This is a genomic window from Streptomyces sp. NPDC055815, from assembly GCF_053616475.1.
The window spans coordinates 15,064-30,809 of sequence record NZ_JBSHDU010000096.1 but is presented as its reverse complement, the minus strand read 5'-3'; the positions used below and the strand labels follow the sequence as shown (position 1 = coordinate 30,809).

10 protein-coding genes are annotated in these 15,746 nt (G+C 70.3%); 9 read left to right on the top strand and 1 reads right to left on the bottom strand.

What is annotated here, in order from left to right; all coding sequences use genetic code 11:
- Positions 1–45: 45 nt before the first annotated feature.
- Positions 46–939, bottom strand: a complete 894-nt coding sequence (gene purU / locus ACWGN5_RS36895) for a formyltetrahydrofolate deformylase (protein WP_453522779.1) — start codon at positions 937–939, stop codon at positions 46–48.
- A 206-nt stretch (positions 940–1,145) separates the two neighbouring features.
- Here purU and ACWGN5_RS36890 point away from each other — a divergent pair, with 206 nt between their 5' ends.
- The 9 genes from ACWGN5_RS36890 to ACWGN5_RS36850 all read left to right on the top strand — a co-directional run bounded on the left by ACWGN5_RS36890 (position 1,146) and on the right by ACWGN5_RS36850 (position 15,675).
- Complete coding sequence (locus ACWGN5_RS36890; protein ID WP_453522778.1) at positions 1,146–2,615, top strand: aldehyde dehydrogenase family protein; 1,470 nt, start codon at positions 1,146–1,148, stop codon at positions 2,613–2,615.
- A 20-nt stretch (positions 2,616–2,635) separates the two neighbouring features.
- Positions 2,636–3,724 carry a quaternary amine ABC transporter ATP-binding protein gene (locus tag ACWGN5_RS36885; RefSeq protein ID WP_453522777.1) on the top strand — a complete coding sequence of 363 codons (1,089 nt, stop codon included), beginning with the start codon at positions 2,636–2,638 and terminating at the stop codon, positions 3,722–3,724.
- Positions 3,724–5,697 carry an ABC transporter permease gene (locus ACWGN5_RS36880; RefSeq protein WP_453522776.1) on the top strand — a complete coding sequence of 658 codons (1,974 nt, stop codon included), beginning with the start codon at positions 3,724–3,726 and terminating at the stop codon, positions 5,695–5,697. Before ACWGN5_RS36885 ends, ACWGN5_RS36880 begins: the two co-directional genes overlap by 1 nt.
- A gap of 11 nt (positions 5,698–5,708) precedes the next feature.
- Complete coding sequence (locus ACWGN5_RS36875; protein ID WP_453522775.1) at positions 5,709–6,677, top strand: ABC transporter substrate-binding protein; 969 nt, start codon at positions 5,709–5,711, stop codon at positions 6,675–6,677.
- A gap of 205 nt (positions 6,678–6,882) precedes the next feature.
- A complete protein-coding gene (locus tag ACWGN5_RS36870; protein WP_453522774.1) occupies positions 6,883–9,321 on the top strand; it encodes a GcvT family protein in 2,439 nt (812 codons plus the stop codon).
- A 22-nt stretch (positions 9,322–9,343) separates the two neighbouring features.
- A complete protein-coding gene (gene glyA, locus ACWGN5_RS36865; protein WP_453522773.1) occupies positions 9,344–10,627 on the top strand; it encodes a serine hydroxymethyltransferase in 1,284 nt (427 codons plus the stop codon).
- Positions 10,624–11,856, top strand: coding sequence for a sarcosine oxidase subunit beta family protein (locus ACWGN5_RS36860; protein ID WP_453522772.1), 1,233 nt, complete (start codon positions 10,624–10,626; stop codon positions 11,854–11,856). Before glyA ends, ACWGN5_RS36860 begins: the two co-directional genes overlap by 4 nt.
- Before the next feature lie 11 nt (positions 11,857–11,867).
- Positions 11,868–15,080 (top strand): sarcosine oxidase subunit delta family protein, encoded by a 3,213-nt coding sequence (locus ACWGN5_RS36855; protein WP_453522771.1) that lies wholly within the window; start codon positions 11,868–11,870, stop codon positions 15,078–15,080.
- Complete coding sequence (locus ACWGN5_RS36850; protein ID WP_453522770.1) at positions 15,073–15,675, top strand: sarcosine oxidase subunit gamma; 603 nt, start codon at positions 15,073–15,075, stop codon at positions 15,673–15,675. The genes ACWGN5_RS36855 and ACWGN5_RS36850 overlap by 8 nt, the downstream gene beginning before the upstream one ends.
- The last annotated feature ends 71 nt before the right edge of the window (positions 15,676–15,746 follow it).

Below are 15,746 nucleotides of genomic sequence, written 5' to 3'. Positions count from 1 at the left end.
GGGGCGGGGCCCGCGGACCGGGCCCGCCCCCTCGTGCCGTACCGCTCAGCGGAAGACCACCGTGCGGTTGCCGTACACCATGACGCGGCGCTCGCTGTGCCACTTCACCGCGTGCGCGAGTACCTGTGCCTCCACGTCCCGTCCGACCGTGACCAGGTCCCCGGGGTCGAGCGAGTGGTCCACCCTGACCACGTCCTGCTCGATGATCTGTCCCTCGTCCAGGTCCGATGTCACATAGTGCGCCGTCGCGCCGACGAGCTTCACGCCGCGGGCGTAGGCCTGTTCGTACGGGCGTGCGCCCTTGAAGCTGGGGAGGAAGGAGTGGTGGATGTTGATGGCGTGGCCTTCGAGCTGCTTGCACAGGTCGTCGGAGAGGACCTGCATGTAGCGGGCCAGCACGACCAGGTCGATGTCCAGTTCGCGGACCAGCTCCATCAGGCGCGCCTCGGCCTCGGGCTTGGTGTCCCTGGTGACCGGGATGTGGTGGAAGGGGATGTCGTAGGTCTCCGCCAGTCCCTCGAAGTCCCGGTGATTGGAGACGATCGCGGGGATCTCGATGTCGAGGGCGCCGGTGCGCCGGCGAAAGAGCAGATCGTTGAGGCAGTGGCCGAACTTGGAGACCATGATGAGCGTCCGGGTCGGGGTCGACGCCTCGCTCAGGGTCCAGTCGATGCGGTAGGCCTCGGCGACGGGACCGAATCGGTGACGCAGGGTTTCCTCGTTCGTGTCCGGGTCGGAGACGTCGAAGTGGACCCTCATGAAGAAACGCCCCTGGAGCCGGTCGTCGAACTGCTGGCTCTCCACGATGTTGCCCGAGTTCCTGACGAGGAAGCCGCTCACCGCGTGGACCAGTCCGGCGCTGTCGGGACACGAGAGGGTGAGGATGTACGCGCGGCCGGACTGCGGTCGGGGGTACTGGGGGGACACGGCGACCTCCATTGGTGCGTCATGCACAACATGGTGAGCGATACGCAACATGGTCGGCTCGACTCCCCTTACGGTCAAGGGTGGTTGCGTACGTGCCCGCCCGACGAAATCGTCGTACGCCGCCCTCTTGACGCAGGTCTGCAGCGTTCGCCATGGTGTTCCACCACGAGCAATTGAATGCATGATGCGCAACGCATTCCGGCTGAAGGGCTTGGCGCGTGGCAGACCTGTATGTGGCTGGCGAATGGCGGGATCCGGTGGCCGGTGGGTGCCGGGAGATCCGCTCTCCCGCTGACGGCTCGCTCACCGCGACCGTCTCGGAAGGGACGCGCCCCGACACCGAGGCGGCGATCGCCGCGGCCCGCCGGGCCTTCGACGAGGGGCCCTGGCCGCGTACCTCCGAGCGGGAGCGAGGCATGCTGCTGCTGCGCACCGCCGACCTCATCGAGCGCGACGCCAAGGAGTTCGCCCGCGCCGAGTCGCTGGACACCGGCAAGCGGCTGGTGGAGAGCGCGTACGACATCGCCGACGTCGTCTCCTGCTTCCGTTACTACGGCGGGATCGGCGGCATCGACGCCGGGCGTGTGATCGACACCGGCCGCGACGACGCCGTGAGCCGCGTCGTCTACGAGCCGATCGGTGTGTGCGGGCTGATCACCCCCTGGAACTACCCGCTGCTGCAGGCGAGTTGGAAGGTGGCCCCGGCCCTCCTCGCCGGCAACACGATCGTTCTCAAGCCCAGTGAGCTCACCCCCTCCACCTCGATCCTGCTGATGAAGGCGCTGGAGGAGGCCGGGCTCCCGGCCGGCGCCGCCAACCTCGTCCTGGGCGCCGGGCCCGAGGCGGGCGCCCCGCTCTCCGAGCACCCCGCCGTCGACATGGTCTCCTTCACGGGCGGCCTGGAGACCGGCAAGCAGATCATGGCCGCCGCCGCGGCGACCGTGAAGAAGGTGGCGTTGGAGCTCGGTGGCAAGAACCCCAACGTGGTCTTCGCCGACGCCGACTTCGAGACGGCCGTGGACTTCGCCCTCACGGCCGTCTTCCTGCATTCCGGGCAGGTCTGCTCGGCCGGCGCCCGGCTGATCGTCGAGGACTCGCTGCACGACCGGTTCGTCGACGAGGTCGTCCGCCGCGCCCGGCGGATCCGCCTCGGAGGGCCCTTCGACCCCGAGGCCGAGACCGGAGCACTGATCTCCGCACGGCACCGGGAGAAGGTCGAGGCGTACGTCGCGGCAGGCCTCGCCGAGGGCGCGGTACTGCGCTGCGGCGGTGAACGGCCCGACGACCCGGCCCTCGGAGGCGGCTTCTACTACCCGCCGACCGTCCTCGACGAGTGCAGGCAGGACATGCGCGTCGTGCACGAGGAGTCCTTCGGACCCGTGCTCACCGTCGAGCGCTTCACCGACGAGGACGACGCCGTACGCATCGCCAACGACACCGAGTACGGACTCGCCGGAGCCGTCTGGACGCAGGACGCCGGCAAGGCCCAGCGGGTCGCGCGGCGGCTGCGCCACGGCACGGTGTGGATCAACGACTACCACCCCTACGTGCCGCAAGCGGAATGGGGTGGCTTCGGGCACTCGGGCGTGGGCCGGGAGCTGGGACCGACCGGCCTGGACGAGTACCGAGAGCCCAAACACATCTGGCAGAACATCCAACCCCGGCCGCAGCACTGGTTCCGCGGCTGAATGCCGAAGAGAGGTCGACCATGACCCCAACGCAGACCGAGGTGTCGCAGCGGCACGGCGCGCACCAGGATTCGTACGGCACTCCGGTCATATCCGTGCGCCGGCTGTGGAAGGTGTTCGGGCCCAAGGCCGACCAGGTTCCGGACTCCGAGGCGTTGCGCGGCCTCACGCGCCGCGAGCTCATGGACCGTACCGGGTGCACCGCCGCCGTCCGCGACGTCGGCTTCGACGTCCGCAAGGGCGAGGTGTTCGTCGTCATGGGCCTGTCCGGCTCCGGCAAGTCCACGCTGGTGCGATGTCTGACCCGACTGATCGAACCCACCGCCGGTGAGCTCCTCTTCGAGGGCGAGGACATCCGCGCAGCGGACGCCAGACGCCTGCGCGAGCTGCGGCGCCACAAGTTCTCCATGGTCTTCCAGCACTTCGGGCTGCTGCCCCACCGCCGGGTGGTGGACAACGTGGCCTTCGGCCTGGAGATCCGCGGCATGAGCAGGGCCGAGCGCACCGAGCGGGCCCTGGAGGTCGTCGAACTGGTCGGCCTTGCCGGCTACGAGAACTCCTACCCCGACCAGCTCTCGGGCGGCATGCAGCAGCGCGTCGGCCTCGCCCGGGCGCTGGCCGGCAACCCTGACGTGCTCTTCTTCGACGAGCCCTTCTCGGCACTCGATCCGCTGATCCGCCGCGACATGCAGAACGAGGTCATCCGGCTGCACCGCGAGGTCGGCAAGACGATGGTGTTCATCACCCACGACCTCTCCGAGGCGCTCAAGCTGGGCGACCGCATCCTGATCATGCGCGACGGCAAGACGGTCCAGTGCGGTACCGGCGACGAGCTGGTGGGCGCCCCGGCCGACGACTACGTCCGCGAGTTCGTCAAGGACGTGCCGCGCGGCGACGTGCTCACCCTGCGGTGGATCATGCGCCCGGTGGAGCCCCATGACGCCCTGGACGGTCCCGAGCTGGGCCCGGACGTCGTGGTGAAGGAGGCCACCCGGGCGGTACTGGCGGCCGACAGGCCGGTCAAGGTCGTGGAGGACGGCACGTTGCTCGGCATCGTCGGCGACGAGGAGATCCTCACGGTGCTCGCCGGGCGGGAGGGCGGCGCGTGATGGCCGTCGCCCTGGAGAAGTCCGCCCCCCTGACCGGCGTGCGCGGGGTCGGCCGGCGCACGGTGGTGGCCGCGATCCTGGCCGCCTGGGTGCTGCTCTTCGTGGTCCTCCGCGGAAAGCAGACCCTGACCCTGGCGGCGGCGGACCTCACCGACCTGCACCGGTGGTTCAACGACGTCAACGACTCGATCGGCGCGGACCGCAACTCCAACCCGCTCTTCCTCTACTTCTTCAACGAGATCCGCCTGGTCATCGACAACCTGGTGACCTTCATCCAGCACCTGATCTCACAGCCCCCCGCCGGCCGCCCCGTCCCGCAGATCGGATGGCTCGGCGTCGTCGGCATCGCGGGCTACGTCTCCTGGGCCGTGGGCAACTGGCGGGTCGCCCTCCTGGCCGTGGCGGGCTTCACCTTCCTGGGGCTGCAGGGGCTGTGGCAGGAGAGCATGGACACCCTGTCGCTCACCCTCTCCGCGGTCTTCGTGGCGCTGCTGTTCGCGATTCCGCTGGGTGTGGGGGCGGGCCTGTCCGACCGGTTCAACCGGATCATGACGCCCTTCCTGGACTTCATGCAGACGATGCCGACCTTCGTCTACCTCGCCCCGCTGACCCTGTTCTTCCTCATCGGCGGGGCCTCCGCCACGATCGCCACCGTGATCTACGCGGCACCGCCCGCGATCCGCATCACCGCGCACGCCATCCGCTCCGTGCCCGGGCCCACCGTCGAGGCTGCCGCATCGCTGGGTGCGACACGACGTCAGGCACTGCTGAAGGTCCTGCTGCCCATGTCCAAACGGACGGTGGTGATGGGCGTCAACCAATCGATCATGGCCGCCCTGGCCATGGTGACCATCGCCGCGCTGATCGACGCGCCCGGCCTCGGCAAGACCGTCATCCAGGCCCTTCAGTCGCTCGATGTGGGAACGGCCTTCAACGCGGGACTCGCCATCGTCGTCATGGCGATCGTCCTGGACCGGGTCACCACCGCGGCCGGCGCCCGCGAAGACACGGCCCGGCGTTCGGGGAACCGCCTCCTCGCGTGGCGCAGGCCGCTGCTCGGTGCGGGAGCGGCGGTCACGGCGGTCCTCGTCCACCTGTCGCACACCTATGTATGGGCGGCGGAGTTCCCCGGCGACGGCGGCACCGGCGGCTCCATCGCGCGCGCTGCGGACACCGTGACCACCTGGGTGCAGGACAACCTCTCGGGCCTCACCAACGCCTTCCGCGACGGCATCACCAACGGCCTGCTCAATCCGCTCCAGACGCTGCTCACCGACTCCCCGTGGTGGCTCGTCGGCGCGGTGCTGATCGCACTCGGTGCCGTGCTCGGCGGTTGGCGGGCCGGGGTCACCACGGCCGTGTGCGTGGGTCTGCTGGTCGGCACCGGCCTGTGGTCGGACGCCATGACGACGCTGGCGTCGACCCTCGTGGCGACGGTGCTGGTCATGCTGCTCGGCATCGTCCTCGGGGTGTGGATGGGGCGCAGCACGCTCGTGGACCGGGTGCTGCGGCCCTCCCTGGACGCGGCACAGGTCATGCCGCCGTTCGTCTACCTCGTGCCGTTCCTGGCACTGTTCGGCGCGACCCGATTCACGGCCATCGTCGCCGCGGTCGTCTACGCGGTGCCGGTCGCCATCAAGATCATTGCGGACGGGGTGCGGGCCGTGCCCGAAACCACCGTCGAGGCGGCCGTGTCCGCCGGGTGCAACACCTGGCAGATCATCACCAAGGTGCAACTGCCGATGTCACGCGGGGCCCTGACGCTCGCCACGAACCAGGGCCTGATCTATGTGCTGTCGATGGTTGTCGTGGGAGGCCTGGTGGGAGCGGGAGCCCTCGGCTACGACGTCGTGGCCGGATTCTCGCAGGGCCAGCTGTACGGGAAGGGGCTCGCTGCGGGACTCGCGATCGTCCTTCTCGGAGTCATGTTCGACCGGATCACCCAGGCAGCGGCGCGACGCGCGAGTGCGTAAGGAGCACCAGCATGGCAGCACAGGTACGACAGTGGAGAATCGGCGCGGCCGTCGTGGCCGTCCTCGGGCTGACCCTCACCGCCTGCGGCGGCGCGAAGGTCGGTGTCGACTCCGCGGGTTCGGGCAGCCCGGGCACGTGCGGCACCTTCAATCTCGCGGTCAACCCGTGGGTCGGCTACGAGGCGGACGCGGCGGTCGTCGCGTACGTCGCGCAGCACGACCTCGGCTGTACGGTCGCCAAGAAGGTCCTGAAGGAGGAGATCGCCTGGCAGGGCTTCGGGACGGGCGAGGTCGACACCGTCCTGGAGAACTGGGGCCACGACGATCTGAAGAAGAAGTACATCACCCAGCAGAAGACCGCCGTGAGCGCCGGCTCGACCGGCAACAAGGGCGTCATCGGCTGGTACGTGCCGCCGTGGCTGGCCAAGGCGCACCCGGACATCACCGACTGGAAGAACCTGAACAAGTACGCGTCCGAGTTCAGGACCTCCGAGTCGGGCGGCAAGGGCCAACTCCTCGACGGCGACCCCTCGTTCGTCACCAACGACGCGGCGCTGGTGACGAACCTGAAGCTGGACTTCAAGGTGGTGTACGCGGGCAGCGAGACCGCGCTCATCCAGTCCTTCCGGGAGGCCGAGAAGAACAAGGAATGGGTGATCGGCTACTTCTACGAGCCGCAGTGGTTCCTGTCCGAGGTGCCGCTGGTCAAGGTGAATCTGCCCGCGTACACGACGGGCTGTGACGCCGACGCGGCGAAGATCGCCTGCGACTATCCCGTGTACGACCTCGACAAGATCGTCAGCGCGAAGTTCGCGAAGTCCGGCAGCCCGGCCTACCGCCTGGTGAAGAACTTCACGTGGACGAACGACGACCAGAACACCGTGGCCAAGTACATCGCGGTGGACAAGATGTCGCCCGAGGCGGCGGCGGAGAAGTGGGTCGAGGCGAACCGCGACAAGGTCGACGCCTGGCTCAAGTAGCCCACGTCGAGAGGACGGTCCGAGATGCCCGGCGGGCGGTGTGCACCTGTGTGCGCCGCCCTCCGGGCATTGCCGCTTTCCGGGCTGTTCGCCGGCGCCGCCGCCCCCTTGACACCCCCCTTCGTGACCGGCACATTGAGTTGCGCAACCTGAACCATGTTGCGCAGCAAGCAACTTGACTGGTTTTGAATCAGGAGGTGCGGCGATGGCGGGACCCCGAGTGGTGATCATCGGAGCGGGCGTCGTGGGAGCGGCACTCGCGGACGAGATCTCCGCGCGCGGCTGGACCGATGTGACCGTGGTCGACCAGGGCCCGCTCCCCGCGACCGGGGGCTCCACGTCACACGCCCCCGGCCTGGTCTTCCAGACGAACTCCTCCAAGACCATGACCGAGCTGGCCCGCTACACCGTCGAGAAGTTCTGCTCCCTCGACGTCGACGGCAAGCCCTGCTTCCTGCAGGTCGGCGGCCTCGAAGTGGCGACCACCCCCGAACGCCTCGCGGAACTGCACCGCCGCCACGGCTGGATCACCGCCTGGGGCATCGAGGCCCGCGTGCTCAGCGCCGACGAGTGCGTCGAGCGGCATCCGCTGGTGAACCGGGACAGGGTCCTGGGCGGCCTCCTGATACCGACGGACGGGATCGCCAAGGCCGTCCTCGCCGTCGAGGCGCAGATCCGCCGGGCCACCGAACGCGGCGTCACCTTCCTGGCCCGCCACGAAGTGCTCGACATCCGGCAGAGCGAGGGCCGGGTGACCGGTCTCCTCACCGACCAGGGCGAGATCGCCGCCGACCTCGTGGTGTGCTGCGCCGGCATCTGGGGGCCGAGGATCGCCCGCATGGTCGGCATGAACCTCCCGCTGACCCCGCTCGCCCACCAGCTCGCCTGGACCGGCCCGGTCCCGGCGCTCGCGGGCCAGACGGAGGAGGCGGTACGACCGATCCTGCGCCACCAGGACGCCGACCTCTACTACCGCGACCGCTTCGACGGCATCGGCATCGGCTCCTACGGCCACCGCCCGATGCCCGTTTCGGTCGACGACATCCTCTCCGTCGACGAGGCCGACCACATGCCGTCGGTCCTCAAGTTCACCGAGGAGGACTTCGAGGACGCCTGGAACGAGACCCGGTCGCTGCTCCCCGCGACGGCGGAGGCCAAGGTCGAGGAGGGCATCAACGGCCTGTTCTCCTTCACCACCGACAACTTCCCGCTCCTCGGCGAGTCCCGGGACGTCAAGGGCTTCTGGGTGGCGGAGGCGGTGTGGGTCACCCACTCCGCGGGCGTGGGCCGCGCCATGGCCGAATGGCTCGTCGACGGCCACTGCTCGTCCTTCGACCTGCACGAGTGCGACGTCAACCGCTTCGAGCCGCACCAGTTGTCCCCGGAGTACGTCCTGGCCCGCGACTGCCGGAACTTCGTCGAGGTCTACGACATCCTCCACCCCCTCCAGCCGTCGGGGGACCCGCGCCCGATCCGCACGAGCCCCTTCCACAGCCGCCAGCAGGAGCACGGCGCGTTCTTCCTGGAGGCGAGCGGCTGGGAACGCCCCCAGTGGTACGAGGCCAACGCGGGGCTGGTCGAAGGCCGCAACATTCCCACCCCGAACGACTGGGCCGCGCGGTTCTGGTCGCCCATCGTCGGCGCCGAGGCACAGGCCACCCGTGAGACCGTCGCGATGTACGACATGACGGCCCTCAAGCGACTCGAGGTCAGCGGCCCGGGTGCCGCGGACTTCCTGGAGGGACTGACCACCGGCAAGGTCGCCAAGTCGGTCGGCTCGGTGACCTACACCCTGCTCCTGGACCACGACGGCGGCATCCGCAGCGACATCACCGTCGCCCGGCTGGCCCGTGACCTCTTCCAGGTCGGCGCCAACGGCAACCTGGACCTCGACTGGCTCACCCGCCACCTCCCCGCAGACGGCACGGTCCAGGTCCGCGACATCACTGCCGGCACCTGCTGCATCGGCCTGTGGGGCCCCATGGCCCGCAAGGTCCTGCAGCCGCTGACGGACGAGGACTTCTCGGGCGACGGCCTGAAGTACTTCCGCGCCAAGCACGCGTACATCGGCACGGTGCCCGTCACCGCGATGCGACTGTCGTACGTCGGTGAACTCGGCTGGGAGCTCTACACCACCTCCGACCAGGGCCTGAAGCTGTGGGACACCCTGTGGCAGGCGGCCCAGCCGCTCGGCGGCGTAATCGCCGGCCGCGGCGCCTTCAACAGCCTCCGTCTGGAGAAGGGCTACCGCTCCTTCGGCACCGACATGACCCACGAGCACGACCCCTACGAGGCCGGCGTCGGCTTCGCCGTCAAGCTCGACAAGGGCGACTTCATCGGCAAGGCAGCCCTGGAGCGCCGCAAGGAGGACGTACGGCGCAAGCTGACCTGCCTCACCATCGACGACCCGCGGTCGGTCGTCCTGGGCAAGGAGCCGGTCTACGACGGCGACCGCGCGGTCGGATACGTCACCAGCGCCGCCTACGGCTACACGATCGGCAAGGGCATCGCGTACGCCTGGCTCCCGACGGAACTCACCACCCCCGGCACCACCCTGCACATCGGCTACTTCGACCGGCGCATCGAGGCGGTCGTCGCCGAGGAGCCGCTGTTCGACCCGACCATGTCCCGCCTCCGTGGCTGACCGCGAGGAAGGCGAACACCGCATGAACGCGCTGAACACCCCCCTGGCGGAACTGGACCCCGAGGTCCACGCCGCCCTCCGCGCCGAGCTGCACCGCCAGCAGTCCACCCTCGAGATGATCGCCTCCGAGAACTTCGCGCCGTCCGCCGTGATGGAGGCCCAGGGGTCGGTCGCGACCAACAAGTACGCCGAGGGCTACCCCGGCCGCCGCTACTACGGCGGCTGCGAACACGTGGACGTCACCGAACGCCTGGCCATCGAGCGCGTCAAGTCCCTCTTCGGGGCGGGCTTCGCCAACGTCCAGCCGCACTCGGGCGCACAGGCGAACACCGCCGTCTTCTTCGCCCTCCTCCAGCCCGGCGACACCGTTCTCGGCCTCGACCTCGCGCACGGCGGCCACCTCACCCACGGCATGCGCATCAACTACAGCGGCAAGATGCTCAATGTCGTGCCGTACCACGTCTCCGAGACGGACCACCTCGTCGACATGGAGGAGGTCGAGCGGCTCGCCAAGGAACACCGCCCCAAGATGATCATCGCGGGCTGGTCGGCGTACCCCAGGAAGCTGGACTTCGCGGCCTTCCGGCGTATCGCCGACGAGGTCGGTGCCCTCCTCATGGTCGACATGGCGCACTTCGCGGGCCTGGTCGCCGCAGGACTGCACCCCAGCCCCGTCCCGCACGCGCACGTGGTCACCACCACGACGCACAAGACGCTCGGCGGCCCCCGCGGCGGAGTCGTCCTCACCCAGGACGCCGACCTCGCCAAGAAGATCAACTCGGCGGTGTTCCCCGGGATGCAGGGCGGCCCGCTGGAGCACGTCATCGCCGCGAAGGCGGTCTCCTTCAAGGTGGCGGCGTCCCCCGAGTTCGCCGAACGCCAGGCCCGTACGCTGGCCGGTGCCCGCCTCCTCGCCGAGCGCCTCACCCGGCCCGACGCGGCCGCGGCCGGAGTGAAGGTCCTGACGGGCGGCACGGACGTCCACCTCGTCCTCGTCGACCTGCGGGACTCCGCACTCGACGGAAGACGGGCCGAGGACCTGCTGCACGCGATCGGCATCACCGTGAACCGCAACGCCGTCCCCTTCGACCCGCGCCCGCCCATGGTCACCTCCGGCCTGCGCATCGGAACGCCGGCACTGGCCACCCGAGGCTTCACGGAGGAGGACTTCGCCGAAGTCGCCGACGTGATCGCACTGGCCCTCCAGCACGAGCCGGACACGGCCGCCCTGCGCGCCCGCACCGAGACCCTCGCGGCCAAGTACCCGCTCTACCCGCACCTTTCGGAAGACGGAGACGTCCGATGAGCACCAGCACCCCAGGCGCCGACCTCCCCGACCACCCCGACTGGCTCTGGCGCGATCCCGAGCCCAGGCGCTCGTACGACGTCGTGATCGTGGGCGGCGGCGGACACGGCCTGGCCACCGCCCACTACCTGGCGAAGAACCACGGCATCACCGACGTCGCGGTCCTGGAGAAGGGCTGGCTGGGCGGCGGCAACATGGCCCGCAACACCACGATCATCCGCTCCAACTACCTGTGGGACGAGAGCGCCGGCATCTACGAGCACGCGCTCAAGCTGTGGGAAGGGCTTGAGGAGGAGCTGGACTACCCGATCCTCTTCTCCCAGCGCGGCGTGCTGAACCTCGCCCACAGCCTGCAGGACGTCCGCGACAGCGTGCGCCGGGTGGAGGCGAACCGGCTCAACGGCGTCGACGCCGAGTGGCTGGACGCCGAGCAGGTCAAGGAAGTCTGCCCGATCGTCAACATCTCCCCGGACGTGCGCTACCCGGTCCTCGGCGGCACCTACCAGCCGCGCGCCGGCATCGCCAAGCACGACTACGTGGCGTGGGGCCTCGCCCGCTCCGCGGACGCCGCCGGAATAGACATCATCCAGAACTGCGAGGTCACCGGCCTGGACGTGGTCGGCGGCCGGGTGGTCGGAGTCCAGACCACACGCGGTCCCATCGGCGCGGGCAAGGTGGCCCTGTGCTCGGCCGGCCACACCTCGGTCCTCGCCGCCATGGCAGGCATCGAACTCCCGCTCCAGAGCCACCCGTTGCAGGCCCTGGTCTCCGAACTCCTGGAGCCGGTCCACCCCACGGTGGTCATGTCCAACGCCGTCCACGTGTACGTCAGCCAGGCGCACAAGGGCGAGCTGGTGATGGGCGCCGGCATCGACGCGTACAACTCCTACACCCAGCGCGGCGCCTTCCACATCATCGAAGAGCAGATGTCCGCCGCCCTGGAACTCTTCCCGGTCTTCGCCCGCGCCCACGTGCTGCGCACCTGGGGCGGCATCGTCGACGTCAGCCCGGACGCCTCGCCGATCGTCGGCCTCAGCCCGGTCGACAACCTCTATCTCAACTGCGGGTGGGGTACGGGCGGTTTCAAGGCCACCCCGGGCCTTGGCTGGGTCTACGCCCACACCATCGCCCACGACACCCCCCACCCCCTGAACGCCCCCTTCTCGCTCGACCGTTTCACCACCGGCGCGCTCGTCGACGAGCACGGCGCGGCCGCGGTGGCCCACTAGGGAGCCGAACCATGCTGCTCATTCCCTGCCCGTGGTGCGGGCCCCGCGACGAGGCCGAGTTCCACTACGGCGGCCAGGCGCACGTGCCCTACCCCGAGGATCCCGCCGCCCTCACCGACGAGGAGTGGGCGCGGTATCTGTTCTTCCGCGACAACCCCAAGGGCCCGTTCGCCGAACGGTGGAGCCATGCGGCGGGCTGCCGCAAGTGGTTCAACGCGGTGCGGGACACGGCGACGAACGAGGTCCTGGCGGTGTACCGAGCGGGGGAGCCACGCCCGGCCACCGCCGAGCCACGCCCAATGGATCCAGCCCGCCCGGGGAAGGCCGCGAGCGAGCCCGAAGGGCGCTGCACGACCACCGACCCGCAGCCGAGGACGCCGCGGGAGTTTCCCGCGTGGGGCGTGCCCGGCCAGGCATTCCGTCTGTCGGGAGGCGGGCGGATCGACCGCACCGACCGGCTGAGCTTCACCTTCGACGGTGTCCGGTACGAGGGGTTCCGGGGCGACACCCTCGCCTCCGCCCTCCTCGCCAACGGCGTCGTCGGGGCCGCCACCAGCATCAAGCTGGGCCGCCCCCGCGGCATCTTCTCGGCCGGTGCGGAGGAACCCAACGCGGTCGTCCAGATCGAGGCCCCCTTCCCCGAGCCCATGCTCCCCGCCACCACGGTCGAGCTCTACGACGGCCTGGTCGCGAGCAGCCTCCCGGGCCAGGGACGCCTCGCCGGCGAACCGGACCCCGCCCGCTACGACGCCGTACACGCCCACTGCGACCTGCTGGTCGTCGGCGCGGGCCCCGCCGGCCTCGCAGCCGCCGCGGCGGCCGCGCGGAGCGGCGCACGTGTCATCCTCGCCGACGACCAGCCGGAACTCGGCGGCAGCCTGCTCGGCACCGGCCAACACCTGGACTGGGTGGAGACGACCCGCGCACAGCTCGAAGCCGCCCCGGAGGTCCGGATCCTTCGGCGCACCACCGTCTTCGGCCACTACGACGACAACCACCTCCTCGCCGTCGAGCGCCGCACCAACCACCTCGGCGCCGAGGCCCCGGAGCACGTCTCCCGCGAGCGCGTCTGGCGGATCCGCGCCCGCCGCGTGGTCCTCGCGACCGGCGCCCACGAGCGCTCGCTGGCGTTCGGCGACAACGACCTCCCCGGCGTGATGCTGGCCGCCTCGGCGCGGACGTACCTCCACCGGTACGCCGTTCTGCCCGGCCGACACGCGGTCGTGTTCACCACCAACGACAGCGCCTACGCCGCCGCACTCGATCTGGCGGCGGCGGGAGTGGGCATCGCGGCGATCGTCGACACCCGGTCCGAGCCGGGGGAGTGGGCCGAGCGCGCCCGGTCCGCCGGGATCGAGGTGCTGGCCGGACACGCGGTCACGGACACGGAGGGCGGGGCCCGCCTCACCGCCGTGACGGTCGCCCCGTACGGGGAGTCCGCGGGACGACGGGAGTTCGCCGTCGACCTGCTCCTGGTCTCGGGCGGCTGGAACCCGGTCGCGCATCTGTTCAGCCAGGCGGGCGGCAAGCTCCGCCACGACGAGGTGCTCGGCACGTTCGTGCCCGACAGCATCCGCCAGGCGGTGGACGTCGCGGGCAGCGCGAACGGGGCCTTCGATCTCGCCACGACCCTCGCGCAGGGTGCGTCGGCCGGCGCCCGCGCGGTCGAGACGGAGGGCTACACCGCCGAGGCGCCGGCCCTCCCGGCCGTCGCCGCCCAGCCGTACACCCCGCCCATGCCGGTGTTCGCCGTCCCCACCTGCACGGGAGCGCCCAGGTTCGTCGACCTCCAACGCGATGTCACGGTCGACGACCTGGCGCGGGCGACCGGGGCGGGCCTGCGCTCGGTGGAGCACACCAAGCGCTACACGACGGCCGGCACCGCCAACGACCAGGGGAAGACGGGCGGGGTCCTGGCGAGCGGGATCGTCGCCGAACTCCTCGGCATGGACGTCTCGGCGCTCGGCCTGCCCACGTTCCGGCCGCCGTACACCCCCGTCTCCTTCGCCACCCTCGCCGGCCGCGACCGCGGCGCGCTGTCCGACCCGATCCGTACGACCGCCGTCCACGCGTGGCATGTCGCGCACGGCGCCCTGTTCGAGAACGTCGGCCAGTGGAAGCGGCCCTGGTACTACCCGCAGGACGGCGAGGACATGGACGCGGCCGTGCTGCGCGAGTGCCGCGCCGCCCGCATGGGTGTGGCCTTCATGGACGCCTCCACTCTCGGCAAGATCGACGTGCAGGGCCCGGACGCCGCGGTCTTCCTCGACCGGCTCTACACCAACATGATGAGCACCCTGAAGGTCGGCATGATCCGCTACGGCGTCATGAGCCGCCTGGACGGCATGATCTTCGACGACGGCACGGTCATCCGCGTCGCCCAGGACCGCTTCCTGGTCACCACCACGACGGGCAACGCGGCCGCCGTACTGGACTGGATCGAGGAGTGGCTGCAGACCGAGTGGCCCGAACTCCGCGTCCACTGCACTTCCGTCACCGAGCAGTGGGCCACCGTGGCCCTGGTCGGTCCGCGTTCTCGCGAAGTGCTCGGCTCACTCGCACCCCGACTGGCGATCGCCAACGACGACTTCCCGTTCATGGCATGGCGGGAGACGACGGTCGCGGGCATCGAGGCGAGGGTGTGCCGGATCAGCTTCTCCGGCGAACTTGCCTATGAGATCAACGTGTCACCGTGGGAGGCCCTCGCCCTGTGGGAGGCGCTGTCCGAGGCAGGCACCCCGCACGGCATCACTCCGTACGGGACGGAGACCATGCACGTCCTGCGCGCGGAGAAGGGATACCCGATCATCGGCCAGGACACCGACGGCACGGTCACCCCGCAGGACCTCGGCATGAGCTGGGCGGTGTCCAAGAAGAAGCCCGACTTCATCGGCAAGCGCTCCTACGCCCGCGCCGACACTCTCCGCCCCGACCGCAAGCACCTCGTCGGCCTCCTCCCCGAGGACCCGGCCGCCCTCCTCCCCGAGGGCACCCACCTGGTCGCAGACAGCGAACTGCCCGCCCCGCCCGTCCCGATGCTCGGGCACGTCACCTCCAGCTACCGCAGCGCGGCTCTCGGCCGGACCTTCGCGCTCGCCCTGATCAAGGGCGGCCGGGACCGCATCGGCGAACGCCTCTACGCCCCCGTCGGCGACCGGCTGCTGCCGGTGACCGTCGCAAGCCCCGTCCTCTACGACCCCGAGGGAGCCCGCCGCGATGGCTGACACCGCCCCGACCGCACGGCAGCGCAGCCCTCTGGCGCATGCCGCCGACCGCCTGGCCGCCGCGACACGCTCCTCCGGGGGTGCGGTCCGCCTCGCCGAAGTCCCCTTCCTGGCCCAGCTGAACGTCCGCCTCGACGCCAAGAGTCCGGCGGCGGACGCAGTCGGACTCGCCCTGGGACTCCAGCTGCCCCTGGAACCCGACACTGTCGCACGCGTGGGGGATCTGGGCGCGGTGTGGCTCGGCCCCGACGAATGGCTGGTGGTGGGCCTGCCCGGCACCCGGCGGGACCTGGAGAGCAGAATCCGCTCGGCGGCCGGGGACGACCACGTCTCCGTCACCGACGTCTCCGCCCAGCGCACCACCCTCCTGGTCGGCGGACCGCGCGCCCGCGACCTGCTGTCCCACGGCTGCCGGCTGGATCTGCACCCGCGCGCCTTCGGCTCCGGCCGTTCGGCCCAGACGACGCTGGCCCGCACCCAGGTCGTCCTGGTGGCCAGGGACGAGCCCAGGGCAGGGTTCTGGGTGCTTGTACGCTCCTCCTTCGCCGGCTACCTGACGGACTGGCTCCTCGACGCGGCCGTGGAATACGGGTGAACGGTTCGGTGCGGCGGCACTCTGTGCCGCCGCACAGGAGTTCGCGCACGCCTCCCTGGGAACCGGGGGAG